Here is a 15,710-nt window from a genome sequence, read left to right as displayed (position 1 = left end):
TGAAAGTTACATGCTTAAATTGAATCGTTCAAGGGTAAATGTTACTTAATACACTTCTTATAAAGGGGGAATGAGTGATGGCGGAAAAACAAGATGAAATGGGAAGCATATTCAGTTTCATTAAAGGCCAGGTAGATAAGCTCCCAATTTCACAATCGAAAAAGACCAAAATGCTCGACCAGCTCTTAAAGCTTAAAACGATGACTGTTGATGCAAGGGAACCGCGAATTGCTCTTGTCGGTAGAAGAGGGTCTGGAAAATCCTCACTGATCAATGCGATGTTTGGTCAGGAACGGCAATATGTCAGTTCCGTTAAATCTGGAACGGGTAAGGGTAAATGGTTATGGTACCCGAGTGATGCCGAACCCAAGATTCGTTTGCTGGACTCACGCGGGCTGGGTGAGAGTGAAGCTCCTACGGAAAAGTTCGAGGAAGATACACCATTGGATGAATTGATAAAAGCGGTGACTGAAGAACAGCCTGATGTGTTTCTTTTCTTGATTAAAGCAAAAGAAGCGGATTCACGTATTGAAGAAGACTTACAAGAATTGAATAAGCTGCGCAAGATCGTTAAAGAGAATCACCATTATGATGTTCCTGTCTTCTGTGTGGTCACACAAGTGGATGAATTAGATCCGCCACATTATAAACAAGTACCTTTTGATGCCAATCCTAAGAAAAAAAAGAATATTGATGAAGCCATCGCTTTGATGTCAAAACGATTTAAAGATAGTGAAATACCACTTTTGAACATTATTCCTACTTGTTCGTATATTGACTTTGATGAAAGCGGAAATATTGAATATGATATGCGTTGGAACATAGATTTGCTTTCTGATTACTTAATTGAGGCCTTACCCAGTGAAGCGAAGCTGAAGACAGCCAAAGCGATGCAGAGCCAATTCGTTAAGAAGAAATTCGCGCGGACGATAGTGGGAACGTTTACGGCAATCGCAGGTCTAATCGGTGCAGAGCCAATACCTTTTGCCGATTTTCCCATTTTGACCGGCATTCAGGGTTTGATGATTGTGGTGATTGGTTTTATCGCGGATAAAGAAATCAATACGAAAACGGCAAGTGAATTCATTGCAGCGTTAGGAATCAATGTTGGCATCGGACTCCTTGTCAGGGAAGGTGTCAGGGCTGCAGTCCGTTTCATCCCAGGAGCTGGTCTAGTCGTTTCCGGAGCGGTAGCGGGTGCCGTCACTTATGGAATCGGGCAAGCCGCGATAGCTTACTTTCTAGAAAACAAGAATATTGATCAGGCGAAGGAGGCTTACAAGAACGCGAACAAAGAATATAAAAATGAAGACATTGACTCTTAATGTGCAGATTCGAACCATAAACTACACTAAGGTGATATGATAAAGTGGAGTTAGCAGTTCTGTATCTGCTGCTGGATGGTTCAAGATTTTTGTTTACTAGAGGAGGGATGATCTTCATGTCGTTTTTTCAATCACAGAAGCAAAAAGACTATATACAAAAATTAGAGGACGCGATTCAGTTGTTTTCCGGCCGATCTGAGGCACTTGATGATTCAAAGGGGTTTCCTTATGAAAACATTCAGGAGTTAAAGGAATTCGGATACCCCCAATTAACATTAGCTAAAGAGCATGGGGGATATGGCGGTTCCTTATATGATTTTCTCCTATGCCAAGAAAAAATAGCTCAATATTGCGGACCAACAGCCTTAGGAATAGGCTGGCATGTCGGAACGGTACTTTCCTTATCGGAGAAGAGACCTTGGGAAAAAGGAGTCATGAAAGAATTGTATGATGAAGTGTCGAAAGGTGCACTAATCAATACGGCAGCATCTGAGGCTGGAACGGGGAGTCCGACGCGCGGAGGCCGACCGGAAACGATCGCGATCAAAAAGGGTAATCAATGGAATTTGAATGGCAGAAAGACTTTTACTACACTCTCTCCCGTCCTTGATATTTTTCTCGTAACGGCATGGGTTCCCGAGGATGAGCGACTTGGCACATTTTTAGTTCATCGTGATGTAAAGGGTGTAAGTATAGAAGAAACTTGGGATATGATTTCCATGCAGGGGACAGGAAGTCATGATCTGGTGTTAAATGATGTCAGCCTGCCTGAAAAGTATTATGTCATGAAAAGCAATCCTGGTGAAAAAAGAAAACCTGAAGCGTGGCTATTACATATACCGGCTTGCTACTTGGGAATCGCAGTGGCTGCCAGAAATTACGCAGTCGAATTTGCGAAAACCTATTCTCCGAATAGCTTACCAGGACCAATCAGGGACCTTCCGAATGTGCAACGTACAATTGGGGAGATGGAACTGGAATTGGGTGAAGCACACCATTTCCTTTACTCTGTCGCAGAAAAATGGGTGCGGCAGCCGGAAGATCATGATGAATTATCGAAGCAATTGGGGGCAGTTAAGTTATCGGTCGTCAACAAATCGATCTCCATCGTCGATAAAGCGATGAGAGTCGTCGGAGCCAAAAGTTTACAAAGAAACAATCCCCTGCAACGCTACTATAGGGATGTACGCGCAGGACTCCATAATCCTCCGATGGATGATGCGACAATCACCACGCTCGCAAAATCAGCTCTTTATTAATTCTTATTCAAATATTTTTTGATGGCACTGAAATGATCGTTTCAGTGTTTTTTCTGTTCTTTTTCTAACATTAATTTGTGTTTTCGTTTTAAGGGCATGATTAGGTGTAGTCATTTTTCCATACACATGTAAGACTTCTAGAGTGTGGGGAAAACTAGAACAAAACATTTACATGGATTCAATTGCAAAATAAAAAGAGGCACGAAAAGTACTATTCACACCTAATCAAAGGGAAGGTGCCCTGCCACACTAGTTGAAAGCTAACTGATGATTTGAAGTAAGCTCTGTGGAGATGAGTCTCTACAGAGTTTTTCTTCATTTTTCTCATTTTGTGCCGCTAATCCATATTCCAACTCTATATCACTTATACAATCTATATTTTTTTCTGGAATACGGGAGAAAATAGTATTAGAAAATCTCTGAATCGGCGCTTGGCTTTTTTGTGTTTTATGGGAAGTGCAATAAAACGCTTGAAGGTAGTGTAGAGAAAAGAACCGTTGAAGTGGAATTTAATCCAGACATGTACCATAACATTAAAAAAAGAACGTGCGAATTGTAGCACGATTTCTTTTAGGGTAACATATACTTTACCTGGGTATGGTTTATTATTAATCTGGCCGTTAATTGTTTCCATACATCCTGTGGAAAAAGGAAATGGCGTTTATACTCTCAAATTCGACTGCCTGAATACTCTTATAATGTGTTTGTTGATAGTAAGCCCGGAAACCTTGTCATCAGGTTAGTCCGATAGAGTTTGAGGTTGATAAAAAATTTGAGGAGAATTTAAGTTTTGTGGTAAAGTCAATAGCTATCCATTCGTTATAGAGGTCAAATAATAAGAAAAAAGGGGAATTTATATGAACTTAGATGGGGTTAGCAAACATCTATTAATTTGCAACGGGAAAACATGCACGAAAAATGGAGCAGAAGAAGTAACAGAGACGATTAGGGGGGAATTGAAAAACTTAGAACTACAAAAGGAGATTCACACAACAAAAACATTATGCAACGGGCAATGCAAGCATGGTCCGATTGCTGTTCTATATCCACAAGGAACCTGGTATAAAGAAATGAATAAAACAAAAAGTAAAGAACTTATTCGTCAATTGAAAGAAAATGACAATGTTCATCTAGGTTCTGAACTTTATTACCATGATGGGAAAACATTCAAGAACCAGAAGAGTGAATGAACTGTAACATCTCACTTCTATATCTAAAAAGGGTTTCTGTAGGACGCTTTTCTGAAAAAAAATTGCGATATTCAGTGGACTGATCATTTTTAACCAATCAGTCGATAATTTAATCAATAGAGTTTACATCTCCCCATTAATACTAATTGAAAATTGTTCTCTTGGAAGTTTTACCAATATGAAAAAAAATACCCGTTCTTTAAGAACGGGTATTTTTTATATAACATTACCTCAAATTCTTTCCCGGATGGCGGAAGAGGAAACTTTTAATTTCCTCATAATAATTTCACTAGCTTATCATTATCTATCTTGATATGATTGATATACCTGTCTAAATCTTCGAAAAATATCGAAAGTTCGGTGTAAAAATGAATCTTATGACCAAAGATTTACTGATTAACTTTTTACTGATCCTTTTTCCGATCTTTTTATTGCAAATGAGCTATCTAGTGAAGTATGTATACCGTTTAGATGCATTAAAAGGATCCTTCCTATCGATTTTCCCTATTCTTTCACTTGTTCTATGCATGTTATTTCCCGTTGTTATAGAAGAGGATTTTGTTTGGGATCTTAGATGGATCCCTTTTCTATTAGGCGGTTTATATGGAGGCTATCGGTTAGGAATCATATTGATAGTCATCACTCTTGTTATCCGCTATTTATCAGGGGGGGATAATGGATTTTATATATCATGCATCACTTTTCCACTAGTGGGTGTTTCCTTGTTTTTTTTATCTAAATACTATTTGAAACTCTCTGTCAGTAAAAAAATTCTCATCGGTATATCATTAATCTTCATTGTACATATTCTCACGCAGTTTATTTCAACAGTAGTATTTGAACTTACTATCGGCATAAGTCTATGGAAACAATACTTCACGATCCAAGTCATTGGAATTGTTGTTGTAATCTTACTATGGGAGGTCATCCTCACTAATTTTCAGGTTCTCGAAAAATTAGTGAAAGCGGAAAAATTGCAAATCGTTAGTCATCTGGCTGCAAGCATATCTCATGAAGTCAGAAATCCCCTTACAGTTACCAGGGGATATATACAAATGTTAAGCGAAGACGTTTCTTCCCATACAAAGGTCAGATATGCAAATATTGCACTGAAGGAATTGGATCGGGCCACGGATGTCATTAATGATTATTTGACATTTGCTTCCATGAGCCCTGAAAACAAGGAGCGATTAAGGGTATCGGAGGAAATTCAGCATGTCGTGAACAGCATAAAACCCCTCGCTAACAATAATGGAACAGAATTGAAGTTATCACTAATCGAAGATGGAGCTTATTCTATCATGGGGGAAAGGAAGAAATTCCAGCAGTGCTTGTTCAATATCCTAAAGAATGGCATAGAATCGATGGACCAAGCTGGCGAAATATACATAGATTTAATTCGTGCTGCCTCCACCATCCAAATTAAAATCCAAGATCAGGGAATTGGAATGACACAGGAACAGATATACCGTTTAGGTGAGCCTTACTTCACGACAAAAAATAAAGGGACGGGATTGGGCATGATGGTTTCATATAGCGTTATCAAAAGCATGGATGGTACGGTACATGTGTCAAGTGTACAAGGGAAAGGGACATGTTTCTCCATTAACCTGCCCATACATAAATACGAGCCTAATTGAGTTTAGTGTAAATTGACAGTTTTGAAACTCATAGATTACAATTTAAGTAAACTACCAATATTATGAAATGATTCAATGACGCATTTGATACCTAAGGGAGATGATTGCATGAAATCGCTTACAGATGGACAAATCATTTGGGAACCGACAAAGGAACAAATCGAGCAAACGGTATTGACTCAATATGTGAAATGGTTAAAAGAAAAGAAAGGTTTAACATTTCATGACTATCATGAATTATGGAAATGGTCGGTAGATGAACTGGAGCAATTTTGGGCTTCAATTTGGGATTATTGTGATGTAAAAGCCGGCAGGAAATATGACAGGGTTTTAGCGGAGCAATCTATGCCAGGTGCGAAATGGTTCGAGGGGGCAAGGCTTAATTATGCTGAAAATGCATTATTGAATGATCAAGAAGAGAAAACGGCGATTTTTTTTCGTTCCGAACATATCAGGCAGCAAGAGGTTAGCTGGAAAGAGCTGAAAGAAAAAGTGGCATCTGTCGCCCATTCATTAAGGAAACTTGGTGTGAAATCCGGTGACCGTGTTGTTGCCTATATGCCAAACATACCTGAAGCGGTCATAGCCTTCTTGGCAACAGCAAGCATAGGTGCCATCTGGTCCAGTTGTTCACCTGACTTTGGGGCAAGAAGCGTCATAGATCGTTTCAAACAGATTGAACCAGTTGTATTACTGGCGGTTGATGGATATCAGTACAATGGAAATGTATATGATAAAACATCGGTCGTCTCCCAGCTTAAGCAGGAATTGGTCACTGTCAAGCATACCGTGCTGGTTCCTTACATAGAAAAAAAGATTTTGGAAGTGAATCTGGCAGATACAGTTCCTTGGGATGACCTATTAAAAGAAAAGGCAGAATTATCTTTTGAAAATGTTCCGTTCGACCATCCGCTTTGGATTCTCTATTCATCAGGTACAACCGGGATGCCAAAACCGATTGTACAAGGGCATGGCGGTATATTATTGGAGCATTTCAAATCAACAAGAATCCATCAAGGCATGACTTCCGAGGATACCGTATTCTGGTTTACGACGACAGGCTGGATGATGTGGAATCTCCTTATGGGTGGTTTGCTTAATGAAGGGACCATCGTCCTTTATGACGGCAGTCCCTCTTTTCCGAATATGGATGTTCTTTGGGAATTGGCGCAAGATACAGGCATGACTTTCTTTGGAACAAGTGCACCATTCCTTACGAATTCCATGAAGATAGGAAACAAGCCCCTGGGGAAATATGATTTATCGAAATTGAGGGCTCTTTTTTCTACTGGAGCTCCATTATCTGGAGACGGTTATAAATGGGTGTATGAAAATGTCAAGAAGGATATCTGGCTCAGTTCATCCAGTGGCGGGACCGATGTATGTGCCGGATTTGTGGGGGGTGTTCCAACATTGCCCGTGAGGATCGGAGAGATACAAGGAAGGGCATTGGGTGTTTGTGCGGAAGCCTTTGATGAGTATGGTCAAACATTGATTAATGAAGTCGGTGAATTGGTCATTACCAAACCGATGCCGTCCATGCCACTATACTTCTGGAATGATCAAGATGGGACAAGATACTATGAGAGTTATTTCGATACGTATCCTGGCATATGGAAACATGGTGATTGGATAAAGATCGACGACAAGGGCAGCTGTATCATTTATGGACGTTCCGACTCGACCATCAATCGTTCTGGTGTACGGATGGGAACTAGCGATATCTACCGGGTCGTCGAAGCGTTAGACGAGGTGATGGAAAGCCTAGTCATTGATAGGGAAGTGCTAGGCCGCGGTTCCTCACTGCTGTTGTTCGTAGTCCTTAAGCCCGGGGAAAGTCTGGATGCAGCATTGACGGCAAAAATCAAGGAACAAATAAGAGGGCATGTATCCCCTCGCTTTATCCCTGACCAAATCCATGTCGTTGGACAAATTCCTAAAACGTTGAACGGAAAGAAGATGGAAGTCCCGATACGTAAAGTGTTATTAGGTTTCGAGTTTGATAAAGTAGTGAATGCAGACTCCATGGGAAATCCAGAATCGCTTCAGTTTTTTAAAAAATTGGCACTCGAGTTGAATGAGAAAAAAATATTCTAGAATTCAGGCGGAGCAAAAAGCTTCATCTCAAACTGTAGACAATCTCGATGAATATCGAGTTTGTCTACAGTTTTTTTAGTGTTTTGTGTAATTTATACGGTGATTTCCACTCAAGGCACTCGCTTTCCGCGGGCGGTCCGGGAGCCTCCTCGGCGCCATTGCGCCTGTGGGGTCTCCCCTGGACTCGCTTTTCCCGCAGGAGTCTCGTACCTTCCGTTCCAATCAACTTTGTTTTAATTTTTAAATAGACCCCTTTTGTCTACAAACTGAGGAGGAGCAAAAAGCTCCGTCTTTTTAAATTTCTCTTGATTGAACTTAGAGATGATTCTCCAACGAGCAACTTCTCCATTTCTGGATACTGGTCTTTGATTTTAGAAGGTTATGCCATATGCCATCCATGACTCTCATACGTATAGTGCACCTTTTCCCGTTCAATCTTAAAAATAAAATGTGCTGTTGGAAATATTTTCTTGACAATTTATAACCAGATGAATAGAATAAAATGGAAAGTCAGTAAGTACTGACAGTCTATTCGGAGGAAGTGAGAGCATGAGTAGCAGTAATAAGCTTAGTACCGATGATAAGCTGCTGTTGGCGGCAATCGATCTAATTGCAGAGAAAGGGTACAATGGTGTTTCTACTCAGGAAATTGCTGGTTCCGCAGGTTTTAGTGAAAAAACACTATTCCGTCGGTTTGGAAGCAAGCAAAATCTTTTAGAAACGGCATTTGACCGATATCATTATGCTGAAGAGATGACCAAACTTTTTAATGAAGAGCAAATCGTGTGGGATTTGCATTCAGATTTACTACTAATCAGTCGAACATATCATGAAATCATGAATCATAACCGGAAAATGATTATGATAAGTATCAAGGAGGAAGGCAATTTACCTGGTTTTCGAGAAAAAACACAAAAGCATCCCCGACAGTTACTGGGAATTTTGACAAACTATTTTAACACGATGCATGAAAAAGGAAAGCTTATCCCCACAGACCCAGAGCTTCAGGCGTTGTCGTTCATGATGATGAATTTTGGTGCCTTTATGAACAATCTGGATGCCGATGAGAACTATCCAACCGTGTCCCTGGAGGCATTTATCATGGAGAGTGTGCAAACATTTACTAGGGCTTTGACTCCCTAGTTTTTCATGAAGAATTATGACAGTCAGTACTGACACACCATGGTGATGAAAGAAATGCCAATTTTTAATGTACTAAAAAAATAGATTAAATGACAGGAGATTATGAATATGAAATCAAGTAATACAATAGTATGGATTAATGTATTTACAGCTAAACCAGGCAAACTAGATGAATTGGTTGCTATCCAAGCTGAAGAACTGCTCAATTTCAAGAAGGGATCACAAGGTGTTCCCGGTTGGATCAGCAGCCGTTGGCATCGTTCTGTAGATAATGATAAGGCAATTATGGCAACGACCTTTGAGAGTATTGATTTTCATAAAAATTGGTTAGAAAAAAGTGAATTCAGAGAACATCTTAACAAAATTAACCATCTCATTGAAGATACAGAAGGTGGGTACTACACATTAGTGGAAGAGATTGAAAATATGTAAATCCCTCAAATTTATGAGGTTATATTCTTAAACAATTAATTGGCCAGTAAGTTTTTACGAGGAGGAGAAAACATTGGAAAAATTAAAGATTGGAATTATCTTAGGAAGCACACGAATAGGACGCGTAAGTCCACAAGTGGGAAATTGGATTAAAGAAATAGCTGATAAACGAGAAGATGCAACTTATGAAATCGTCGATATCGCAGATTTCAAATTGCCGTTTTTTGGAGAAGGCACTGGTAAAGAACCAGGATTATTAGCTTGGTCAGAAAAACTCTCTAGCTTGGATGGTTTTGTGTTTATCGTACAAGAATATAATCACAGCATTACAGGGGCATTAAAAAACGCACTTGATTCCGCACGTGATGAATGGAACAACAAAGCTGCGGGCATCGTAAGCTATGGTTCAACTGGCGGAGCCCGTGCAGCCGAACATTTGCGTGGCATATTAGGGGAATTACTAGTTGCGGACGTTCGTGTAAATCCAACATTATCGCTATTTACAGACTTTGAAAACTTCAAAACGTTTAAACCAGCTGATTTACACCTTGTTAATGTCCATGCAATGCTAGATCAAACAATTGCATGGAGCGGTGCACTAAAAAATTTACGTTAAACTTGATAGTTTACTAGCTAGGTCCTTCCTCTCTAACTATTTAACAAAATTCATGTTAGTAAGTACTGAAGCCTAAATAAAAGGTGTATAAAGAGCTTATTCCTTAAGCTTAAGCAGGCTACTTTCCACATTCAAACCATCTTTGAACTTCAGTTATAAGTGAATGCGGATCGTATATTTTAAACAAAACGAGACAAAACGAGACACCAATCTCATTTTGTCTCGTTTTGTTTCTGCTGAAAATAGTTAAAGTCCTAATTTTACCGCCTCCTTTTTTGGCACGGCAATTGCACTATATAAGATTGACTCGCTATTACTGATTGGGGGCTGAAAAATGGAAACGGTTCAATCGAATGAAATGAAGTTATCACAGGACAAGGCTTATTGGATGTACAAGAAAATGCTGGAGATCAGAAAATTCGAAGACCAAGTTCATGAATCTTTTGCAAAAGGGATTTTACCTGGGTTTGTCCATTTATATGCAGGGGAAGAAGCGGTTGCTGTTGGTGTATGTGCCCACCTATCCGAAAAGGACAGCATTACAAGCACTCACAGGGGCCATGGCCACTGTATTGCAAAAGAATGCGACCTAAACGGGATGATGGCTGAAATCTATGGGAAAGTGACTGGGCTTTGCAAAGGAAAAGGCGGTTCGATGCATATTGCCGATTTGGACAAGGGGATGTTAGGTGCAAACGGGATAGTCGGCGGAGGCTTTCCGCTCGCATGTGGTGCAGCATTAACTGCCAAGTATAAAAAGACCGATCACGTTAGTGTATGTTTTTTTGGTGATGGTGCCAATAATCATGGGACATTCCATGAAGGGATAAATCTTGCGGCAATCTGGAAGCTGCCCGTAATTTTCATCGCTGAAAATAATGGGTATGGAGAAGCCACGCCTTTCAACTATGCTTCTAGCTGTAAAACGATAGCCGATCGGGCGATAAGCTACAATATCCCGGGTGTCCGGGTGGATGGGAAAGATGTATTGGCCGTGTATAAGGCTGCTGAAGAAGCCATTCAGAGGGCTCGCAGGGGAGAAGGCCCATCATTGATCGAATGCGTTACTTATCGTAATTATGGCCATTTCGAGGGAGATGCACAGAAATATAAAAAGGAACAAGAAAAAAAGGAACATAAACAAGAGAAAGATGCGATTGCCCTATTTAGGAATTACTTACTGAATCAGAATCTGCTGGCGGAAAAAGAACTGGTTTCTCTTGAGAATGCCGTTGAGGAATCTATTAAACAAGCAGTTAAGTTCAGTGAAGATAGCCCATATCCAGAAGCGTCCGATTTATTAAACGATGTTTATGTATCTTATTAAACCATAAAAGGAGGAATTGAGATGAGTAGAAAAATCAGTATGTCGCAGGCAATAAATGAAGCAATGGCCATGGCAATGAGAAAAGACGAGAATGTCATCCTCATGGGAGAAGATGTAGCCGGCGGTGCAGAGGTCGATCATTTGCAGGATGACGAAGCATGGGGTGGCGTCTTAGGTGTCACGAAAGGATTGGTTCAAGAATTTGGCCGGGATAGAATTCTTGACACACCCATTGCTGAAGCAGGATATATGGGAGCGGCAATGGCAGCTGCTTCGACAGGCTTGCGACCGATAGCCGAGTTAATGTTCAACGATTTCATTGGCAGCTGTTTGGATGAAGTATTGAATCAAGGTGCGAAATTCCGCTATATGTTTGGCGGTAAAGCACAGGTTCCTGTGACGATCCGTACGATGCATGGTGCAGGGTTCAGGGCTGCAGCTCAGCATTCACAAAGCCTTTATGCCTTGTTCACCAGCATTCCAGGATTGAAGGTCGTCGTTCCCTCATCCCCCTATGACGCAAAAGGGCTTTTACTTTCAGCCATTGAAGATAATGACCCTGTCATCTTTTTTGAAGATAAAACACTATACAACATGGTAGGGGAGGTTCCGGAAGGCTACTATACAATCCCAATCGGCAAAGCAAAAATGAAAAGGAAAGGCTCAGATTTGACGATCGTTGCCATCGGTAAACAAGTTCACACCGCGATGGAGGCTGCTGAAAAACTCACAGCTAAAGGAATTGAGGTTGAGATTGTCGACCCGCGGAGCTTGTCACCACTGGATGAAGAATCGATTCTCTCCTCTGTTGCAAAAACAAATCGTTTGATCGTGATCGATGAAGCGAACCCAAGATGCAGTGTCGCAACGGATATTGCCGCACTGGTGGCGGATAAGGGGTTTGATACGCTCGATGCGCCAATCAAGAGGATTACGGCACCACATACACCTGTCCCTTTTTCTCCACCGCTTGAAGATATTTACCTTCCTACATCAGAAAAAGTGATACAAGCCGTTTCAGAATTATTAGGGGAACCTTCCATTCTAGGAGTGTAAATAAATCCAGATGCATGCTCCAGCTTTTTCGCATAGAACTGCAAAGGTTGGAGCAACAAAACCAATGATGGATAAAACAAACCATTATGAAGGGAGAAATTAGATATGGCTGTCGAAGTGGTAATGCCGAAATTGGGCATGGCAATGAAAGAAGGCACTATTTCGTTATGGAGTAAGGCTGTTGGGGATCCAGTCGAAAAAGGCGAAGCAATAGCCAGCATCAATTCAGAGAAAATAGAAATGGATATTGAATCTCCAGCGGAAGGTACGATTCTGAATATAGCTGTTCAAGAAGGACAAGGAGTACCTCCAGGAACCGTTATTTGTCATATCGGAGATCCGAATGAAAAAATAAAGATCGATGAACCTGTTGCTGTAGAGACCCATTTGGAAATTGATGAACAAGAAAAGCCGAAAACAAAAGAGTCCCCCACTTTGCCAATGGGAGATCGTTTGATGATCACTCCGGTTGCACGAAAAATGGCACAGGCAGCGAATCTTGACATTGAGATGATTCAAGGCACCGGACCAGGAGGAAGAATCACTAAAGAAGATGTCCAGAAAGTAATTGAGAAAAGGGATTCCATCCCGGTAAGTACAGAAGAAAGAATAGTTCCGCCAAAACCTGCTATAGAGAGTCAGCAGCAGATTCCTGTTAAGGGAATGAGGAACATCATTGCCAAACGTATGAAAGAGAGCTTGCAAAGCAGTGCCCAATTAACGCTAACGATGAAAGTTGATGTCACTGATCTAGTCATTTTGCAAAAACAGGCTACAGAAACGCTGCAAAAACACGACTCAACTAAATTGACTTTAACGGACTTTGTTGCAAAGGCTGTCGTGCTTTCACTTAAAGAGCACCCTAAAATGAATAGTGCCTATATTGAAGATAACATCATTTTGTATGAGTCTATCCATCTTGGATTAGCGGTGGCCTTGGAGAATGGACTAGTAGTTCCCGTCATAAGAAATGCCGAAAATTGTACCATAAGACAGTTATCGAAAAAGGGGAAGGAGTTGGCCCGGTGTGCACGTGACGGTCAATTGCCAATTGAAGACATGCAAGGTTCCACTTTTACAATCAGTAACCTCGGGGCATATGGCGTTGAGCATTTCACACCCATTCTCAATACACCGGAAACGGGGATACTTGGAGTTGGCTCTGCTTACGATACCCCGCATTATATTGGCGAAGAATTGGAGAGAAGAACGATCTTGCCACTCAGTTTAACTTTTGATCACCGTGTACTGGACGGGGCACCCGCTGCTGCCTTTTTACAAACACTAAAACGGTATTTAGAAGAGCCGATCACCGTTATTTTATAGAAAAGGAGGGAAAGCCTTGAATCGTATAGTTATTATAGGCGGTGGTCCTGCAGGGTATGTAGCGGCAATCACTGCTGCCCAGCAGGATAAGGAGGTCATATTGGTAGTCGATGGGCCATTGGGCGGAACCTGTTTAAACGAAGGCTGCATGCCAACGAAGTCATTATTGAAAAGTGCCGATACGTATGACTTGGTGAAAAATGCCGGGCAAATGGGAATTCGCCTTTCCCCCAATTCGATTGAAGTAGATTGGGATACCGTACAGGAACGAAAAAGAGAGGTCATTTCTAAACTAGTGAACGGCATTCGATATTTAATGGGTAAGAATAAAATAAAAGTTATACAGGGCAGGGCTTCTATCCTTTCAAGCAATCGACTGCGGATCGAGAACGGAAATGAAAATGAAGTGATTGATGCAAGTAAGATCATCATTTCAACGGGATCAGAGCCGATTCCACTCCCTTTTGCACCGTTTGATGGTGAATGGATCATCCACAGTGGTCATGCCATGTCACTTCCTGTCATACCCGATTCCCTGCTAATTGTCGGAGGCGGTGTCATCGGATGTGAATTTGCCAGCATTTATAGCAGGCTGGGCACCAAGGTTACCGTTATCGAAATGGGGGAAAAGCTGCTTCCAGGGGAAGATGAGGATATCACGAGCATTCTGCATGAAGAATTGAAAAACCAAGGCGTTACGGTCCATACCTCCACAGCTGTCAAAAACATCAATGCAACCAGTAAAACGGTATTTTTGGAAAATAGCGATGGCAAATTGGAAGAAATACAAGCTGATTACGTACTCGTATCTATAGGGAGAAGACCAAGAGTGAACGGAGTAGGCTTAGAGGAAAACGATATTGATTTTTCCCGGTTTGGCATCTCGGTGGATGTTCGAATGCAAACAAGCAATCCAACGATTTATGCCTGCGGTGATGTGATAGGAGGCATCCAACTTGCCCATGTAGCTTTTCATGAAGGACGGGTGGCGGCTCTGAATGCCTGCGGTCAATTTGCACAAGTGAATTACCGGGCAATCCCTCGCTGCATTTATACCTCCCCGGAGATTGCCAGTGTAGGCTTGACCGAAAAAGAAGCGCGTCAAAAATATGGTGAAATTAAAGTTGGTGAATTCGCTTTTTCGGCAAATGGGAAAGCTGCCCTTTCCAATAAACCGGTAGGAAAGGTCAAAGTCCTAGTGAACCCACAATATAATGAAATTCTAGGTTTTTCCATTGTCGGTCAGCATGCAACAGAATTGATTGGACAAGGAACGATCATGCTGCATGCAGAAATAACGGCAGATATGATGGAAGATTTAGTGGCGGCGCATCCAACCTTGTCGGAATCCATACATGAAGCTCTTCTAAATGTAGTAGGTCAAGCTGTGCATTCCTAAAATAAATAAGTTTTTTTACTGAAGGGGGATTTTGTATGGTTAGCAGTCAACGTACGGCAGTCGTCACTGGTGCAGGTCGTGGTATCGGACGTGCCATTGCATTAAGATTAGCTCAAGATGGATTGAATGTGGTCATTAACGACGTCAATCTGGATACGGCTGAATCGGTCGTGAATGAGATAAGGGAACTTGGACGTGAAAGCTTTGCCGTTAAAGCGGATGTAAGCAATAGACGGGAAGTATTCGAAATGGTGAATCAAGTTGTGGAATGTTTTGGACAACTGGATGTTATGGTTTCAAATGCAGGAATTGCTCAAATAAAGCCTCTATTGGAAGTAACTCAAGAAGACCTTGAACAGATTTTCAATATAAATGTAAATGGTGTCCTCTTTTGCCTGCAAGCCGCGGCTGAACAAATGAAAAAGCAAGAAGGCGGGAAAATCATAAGTGCTGCCAGCATAGCCAGTTATAAAGGTTTTAGCTTACTTGGTACATACTCGGCCACAAAATTTGCCGTTAGGGGCATTACACAAGCGGCAGCACAGGAATTGGCACAGTTCGGCATTACGGTGAATGCATACTGTCCAGGAATCGTCGGCACGCAAATGTGGGATTTAATCGATGAAAAAATGGGTCCATATATGAATCTTGCTAAAGGGGAAACATTTAAAAAGTTCACAGATTCCATAACCTTGGGGCGCTCCGAAACCCCAGAAGATGTGGCGAAATTCGTCTCTTACCTTGCTTCACCGGATTCGGATTATATGACAGGTCAATCCATCATGATTGATGGAGGAGTTATTTTCTCATAAACTTTATTGTTTAAATGGAGAAGCATCATGTGAATGATCACATGATGCTTTTTTGCAAACTCAATCTAAATATTGTAAGCGAATACAT

The 15,710-nt window shown here is 41.2% G+C and carries 13 protein-coding genes; all 13 read left to right on the top strand.

From position 1 onward, the window contains the following. Positions 1-77: 77 nt before the first annotated feature. A complete protein-coding gene (locus ACFX4H_RS06210) occupies positions 78-1,325 on the top strand; it encodes a GTPase family protein (protein WP_377434549.1) in 1,248 nt (415 codons plus the stop codon). A gap of 116 nt (positions 1,326-1,441) precedes the next feature. Continuing rightward, entirely contained in the window at positions 1,442-2,584 is a 1,143-nt protein-coding gene (locus ACFX4H_RS06205) for an acyl-CoA dehydrogenase family protein (protein ID WP_098187607.1), read from the top strand. A gap of 857 nt (positions 2,585-3,441) precedes the next feature. Continuing rightward, entirely contained in the window at positions 3,442-3,774 is a 333-nt protein-coding gene (locus tag ACFX4H_RS06200) for a (2Fe-2S) ferredoxin domain-containing protein (protein WP_127776551.1), read from the top strand. A gap of 368 nt (positions 3,775-4,142) precedes the next feature. Next, the gene (locus ACFX4H_RS06195; protein ID WP_377434545.1) at positions 4,143-5,414 is read left to right on the top strand and encodes an ATP-binding protein; all 1,272 of its coding nucleotides are present in this window, start codon (positions 4,143-4,145) and stop codon (positions 5,412-5,414) included. A 108-nt stretch (positions 5,415-5,522) separates the two neighbouring features. Next, on the top strand, positions 5,523-7,511 hold the full coding sequence (locus ACFX4H_RS06190) for an acetoacetate--CoA ligase (RefSeq protein ID WP_377434543.1): 1,989 nt from the start codon (positions 5,523-5,525) through the stop codon (positions 7,509-7,511). 549 nt (positions 7,512-8,060) lie between these two features. After that, entirely contained in the window at positions 8,061-8,654 is a 594-nt protein-coding gene (locus ACFX4H_RS06185) for a TetR/AcrR family transcriptional regulator (RefSeq protein ID WP_377434540.1), read from the top strand. 108 nt (positions 8,655-8,762) lie between these two features. After that, entirely contained in the window at positions 8,763-9,086 is a 324-nt protein-coding gene (locus ACFX4H_RS06180; RefSeq protein ID WP_249597935.1) for an antibiotic biosynthesis monooxygenase family protein, read from the top strand. 73 nt (positions 9,087-9,159) lie between these two features. Then, positions 9,160-9,702 (top strand): NADPH-dependent FMN reductase, encoded by a 543-nt coding sequence (locus ACFX4H_RS06175; protein ID WP_328143767.1) that lies wholly within the window; start codon positions 9,160-9,162, stop codon positions 9,700-9,702. A 334-nt stretch (positions 9,703-10,036) separates the two neighbouring features. Further along, a complete protein-coding gene (locus ACFX4H_RS06170) occupies positions 10,037-11,029 on the top strand; it encodes a thiamine pyrophosphate-dependent dehydrogenase E1 component subunit alpha (RefSeq protein ID WP_377434535.1) in 993 nt (330 codons plus the stop codon). Between the two features lie 21 nt (positions 11,030-11,050). Further along, entirely contained in the window at positions 11,051-12,085 is a 1,035-nt protein-coding gene (locus tag ACFX4H_RS06165; protein WP_063591151.1) for an alpha-ketoacid dehydrogenase subunit beta, read from the top strand. 105 nt (positions 12,086-12,190) lie between these two features. Beyond that, on the top strand, positions 12,191-13,411 hold the full coding sequence (locus tag ACFX4H_RS06160; RefSeq protein ID WP_377434532.1) for a dihydrolipoamide acetyltransferase family protein: 1,221 nt from the start codon (positions 12,191-12,193) through the stop codon (positions 13,409-13,411). 16 nt (positions 13,412-13,427) lie between these two features. Continuing rightward, positions 13,428-14,810, top strand: coding sequence for a dihydrolipoyl dehydrogenase (lpdA, locus tag ACFX4H_RS06155; protein WP_377434529.1), 1,383 nt, complete (start codon positions 13,428-13,430; stop codon positions 14,808-14,810). A 35-nt stretch (positions 14,811-14,845) separates the two neighbouring features. Continuing rightward, a complete protein-coding gene (locus ACFX4H_RS06150; RefSeq protein ID WP_377434526.1) occupies positions 14,846-15,622 on the top strand; it encodes an acetoin reductase in 777 nt (258 codons plus the stop codon). Positions 15,623-15,710 lie beyond the last annotated feature (88 nt).

Source organism: Peribacillus sp. YIM B13477 (assembly GCF_042787955.1).
GTDB lineage: Bacteria > Bacillota > Bacilli > Bacillales > DSM-1321 > Peribacillus > Peribacillus frigoritolerans.
Note: the sequence above shows the minus strand (reverse complement) of the source record. Positions and strands in the feature narration are given on the sequence as shown.

What these genes read in the sequence shown, in the direction of transcription:
- ACFX4H_RS06160 (WP_377434532.1), top strand. Translation starts at nt 12,191, where the DNA reads ATGGCTGTCGAAGTGGTAATGCCGAAATTGGGCATGGCAATGAAAGAA.
- ACFX4H_RS06150 (WP_377434526.1), top strand. Translation starts at nt 14,846, where the DNA reads ATGGTTAGCAGTCAACGTACGGCAGTCGTCACTGGTGCAGGTCGTGGT.
- ACFX4H_RS06205 (WP_098187607.1), top strand. Translation starts at nt 1,442, where the DNA reads ATGTCGTTTTTTCAATCACAGAAGCAAAAAGACTATATACAAAAATTA.
- ACFX4H_RS06185 (WP_377434540.1), top strand. Translation starts at nt 8,061, where the DNA reads ATGAGTAGCAGTAATAAGCTTAGTACCGATGATAAGCTGCTGTTGGCG.
- ACFX4H_RS06190 (WP_377434543.1), top strand. Translation starts at nt 5,523, where the DNA reads ATGAAATCGCTTACAGATGGACAAATCATTTGGGAACCGACAAAGGAA.
- ACFX4H_RS06210 (WP_377434549.1), top strand. Translation starts at nt 78, where the DNA reads ATGGCGGAAAAACAAGATGAAATGGGAAGCATATTCAGTTTCATTAAA.
- ACFX4H_RS06195 (WP_377434545.1), top strand. Translation starts at nt 4,143, where the DNA reads ATGAATCTTATGACCAAAGATTTACTGATTAACTTTTTACTGATCCTT.
- ACFX4H_RS06170 (WP_377434535.1), top strand. Translation starts at nt 10,037, where the DNA reads ATGGAAACGGTTCAATCGAATGAAATGAAGTTATCACAGGACAAGGCT.
- ACFX4H_RS06180 (WP_249597935.1), top strand. Translation starts at nt 8,763, where the DNA reads ATGAAATCAAGTAATACAATAGTATGGATTAATGTATTTACAGCTAAA.
- ACFX4H_RS06165 (WP_063591151.1), top strand. Translation starts at nt 11,051, where the DNA reads ATGAGTAGAAAAATCAGTATGTCGCAGGCAATAAATGAAGCAATGGCC.
- ACFX4H_RS06200 (WP_127776551.1), top strand. Translation starts at nt 3,442, where the DNA reads ATGAACTTAGATGGGGTTAGCAAACATCTATTAATTTGCAACGGGAAA.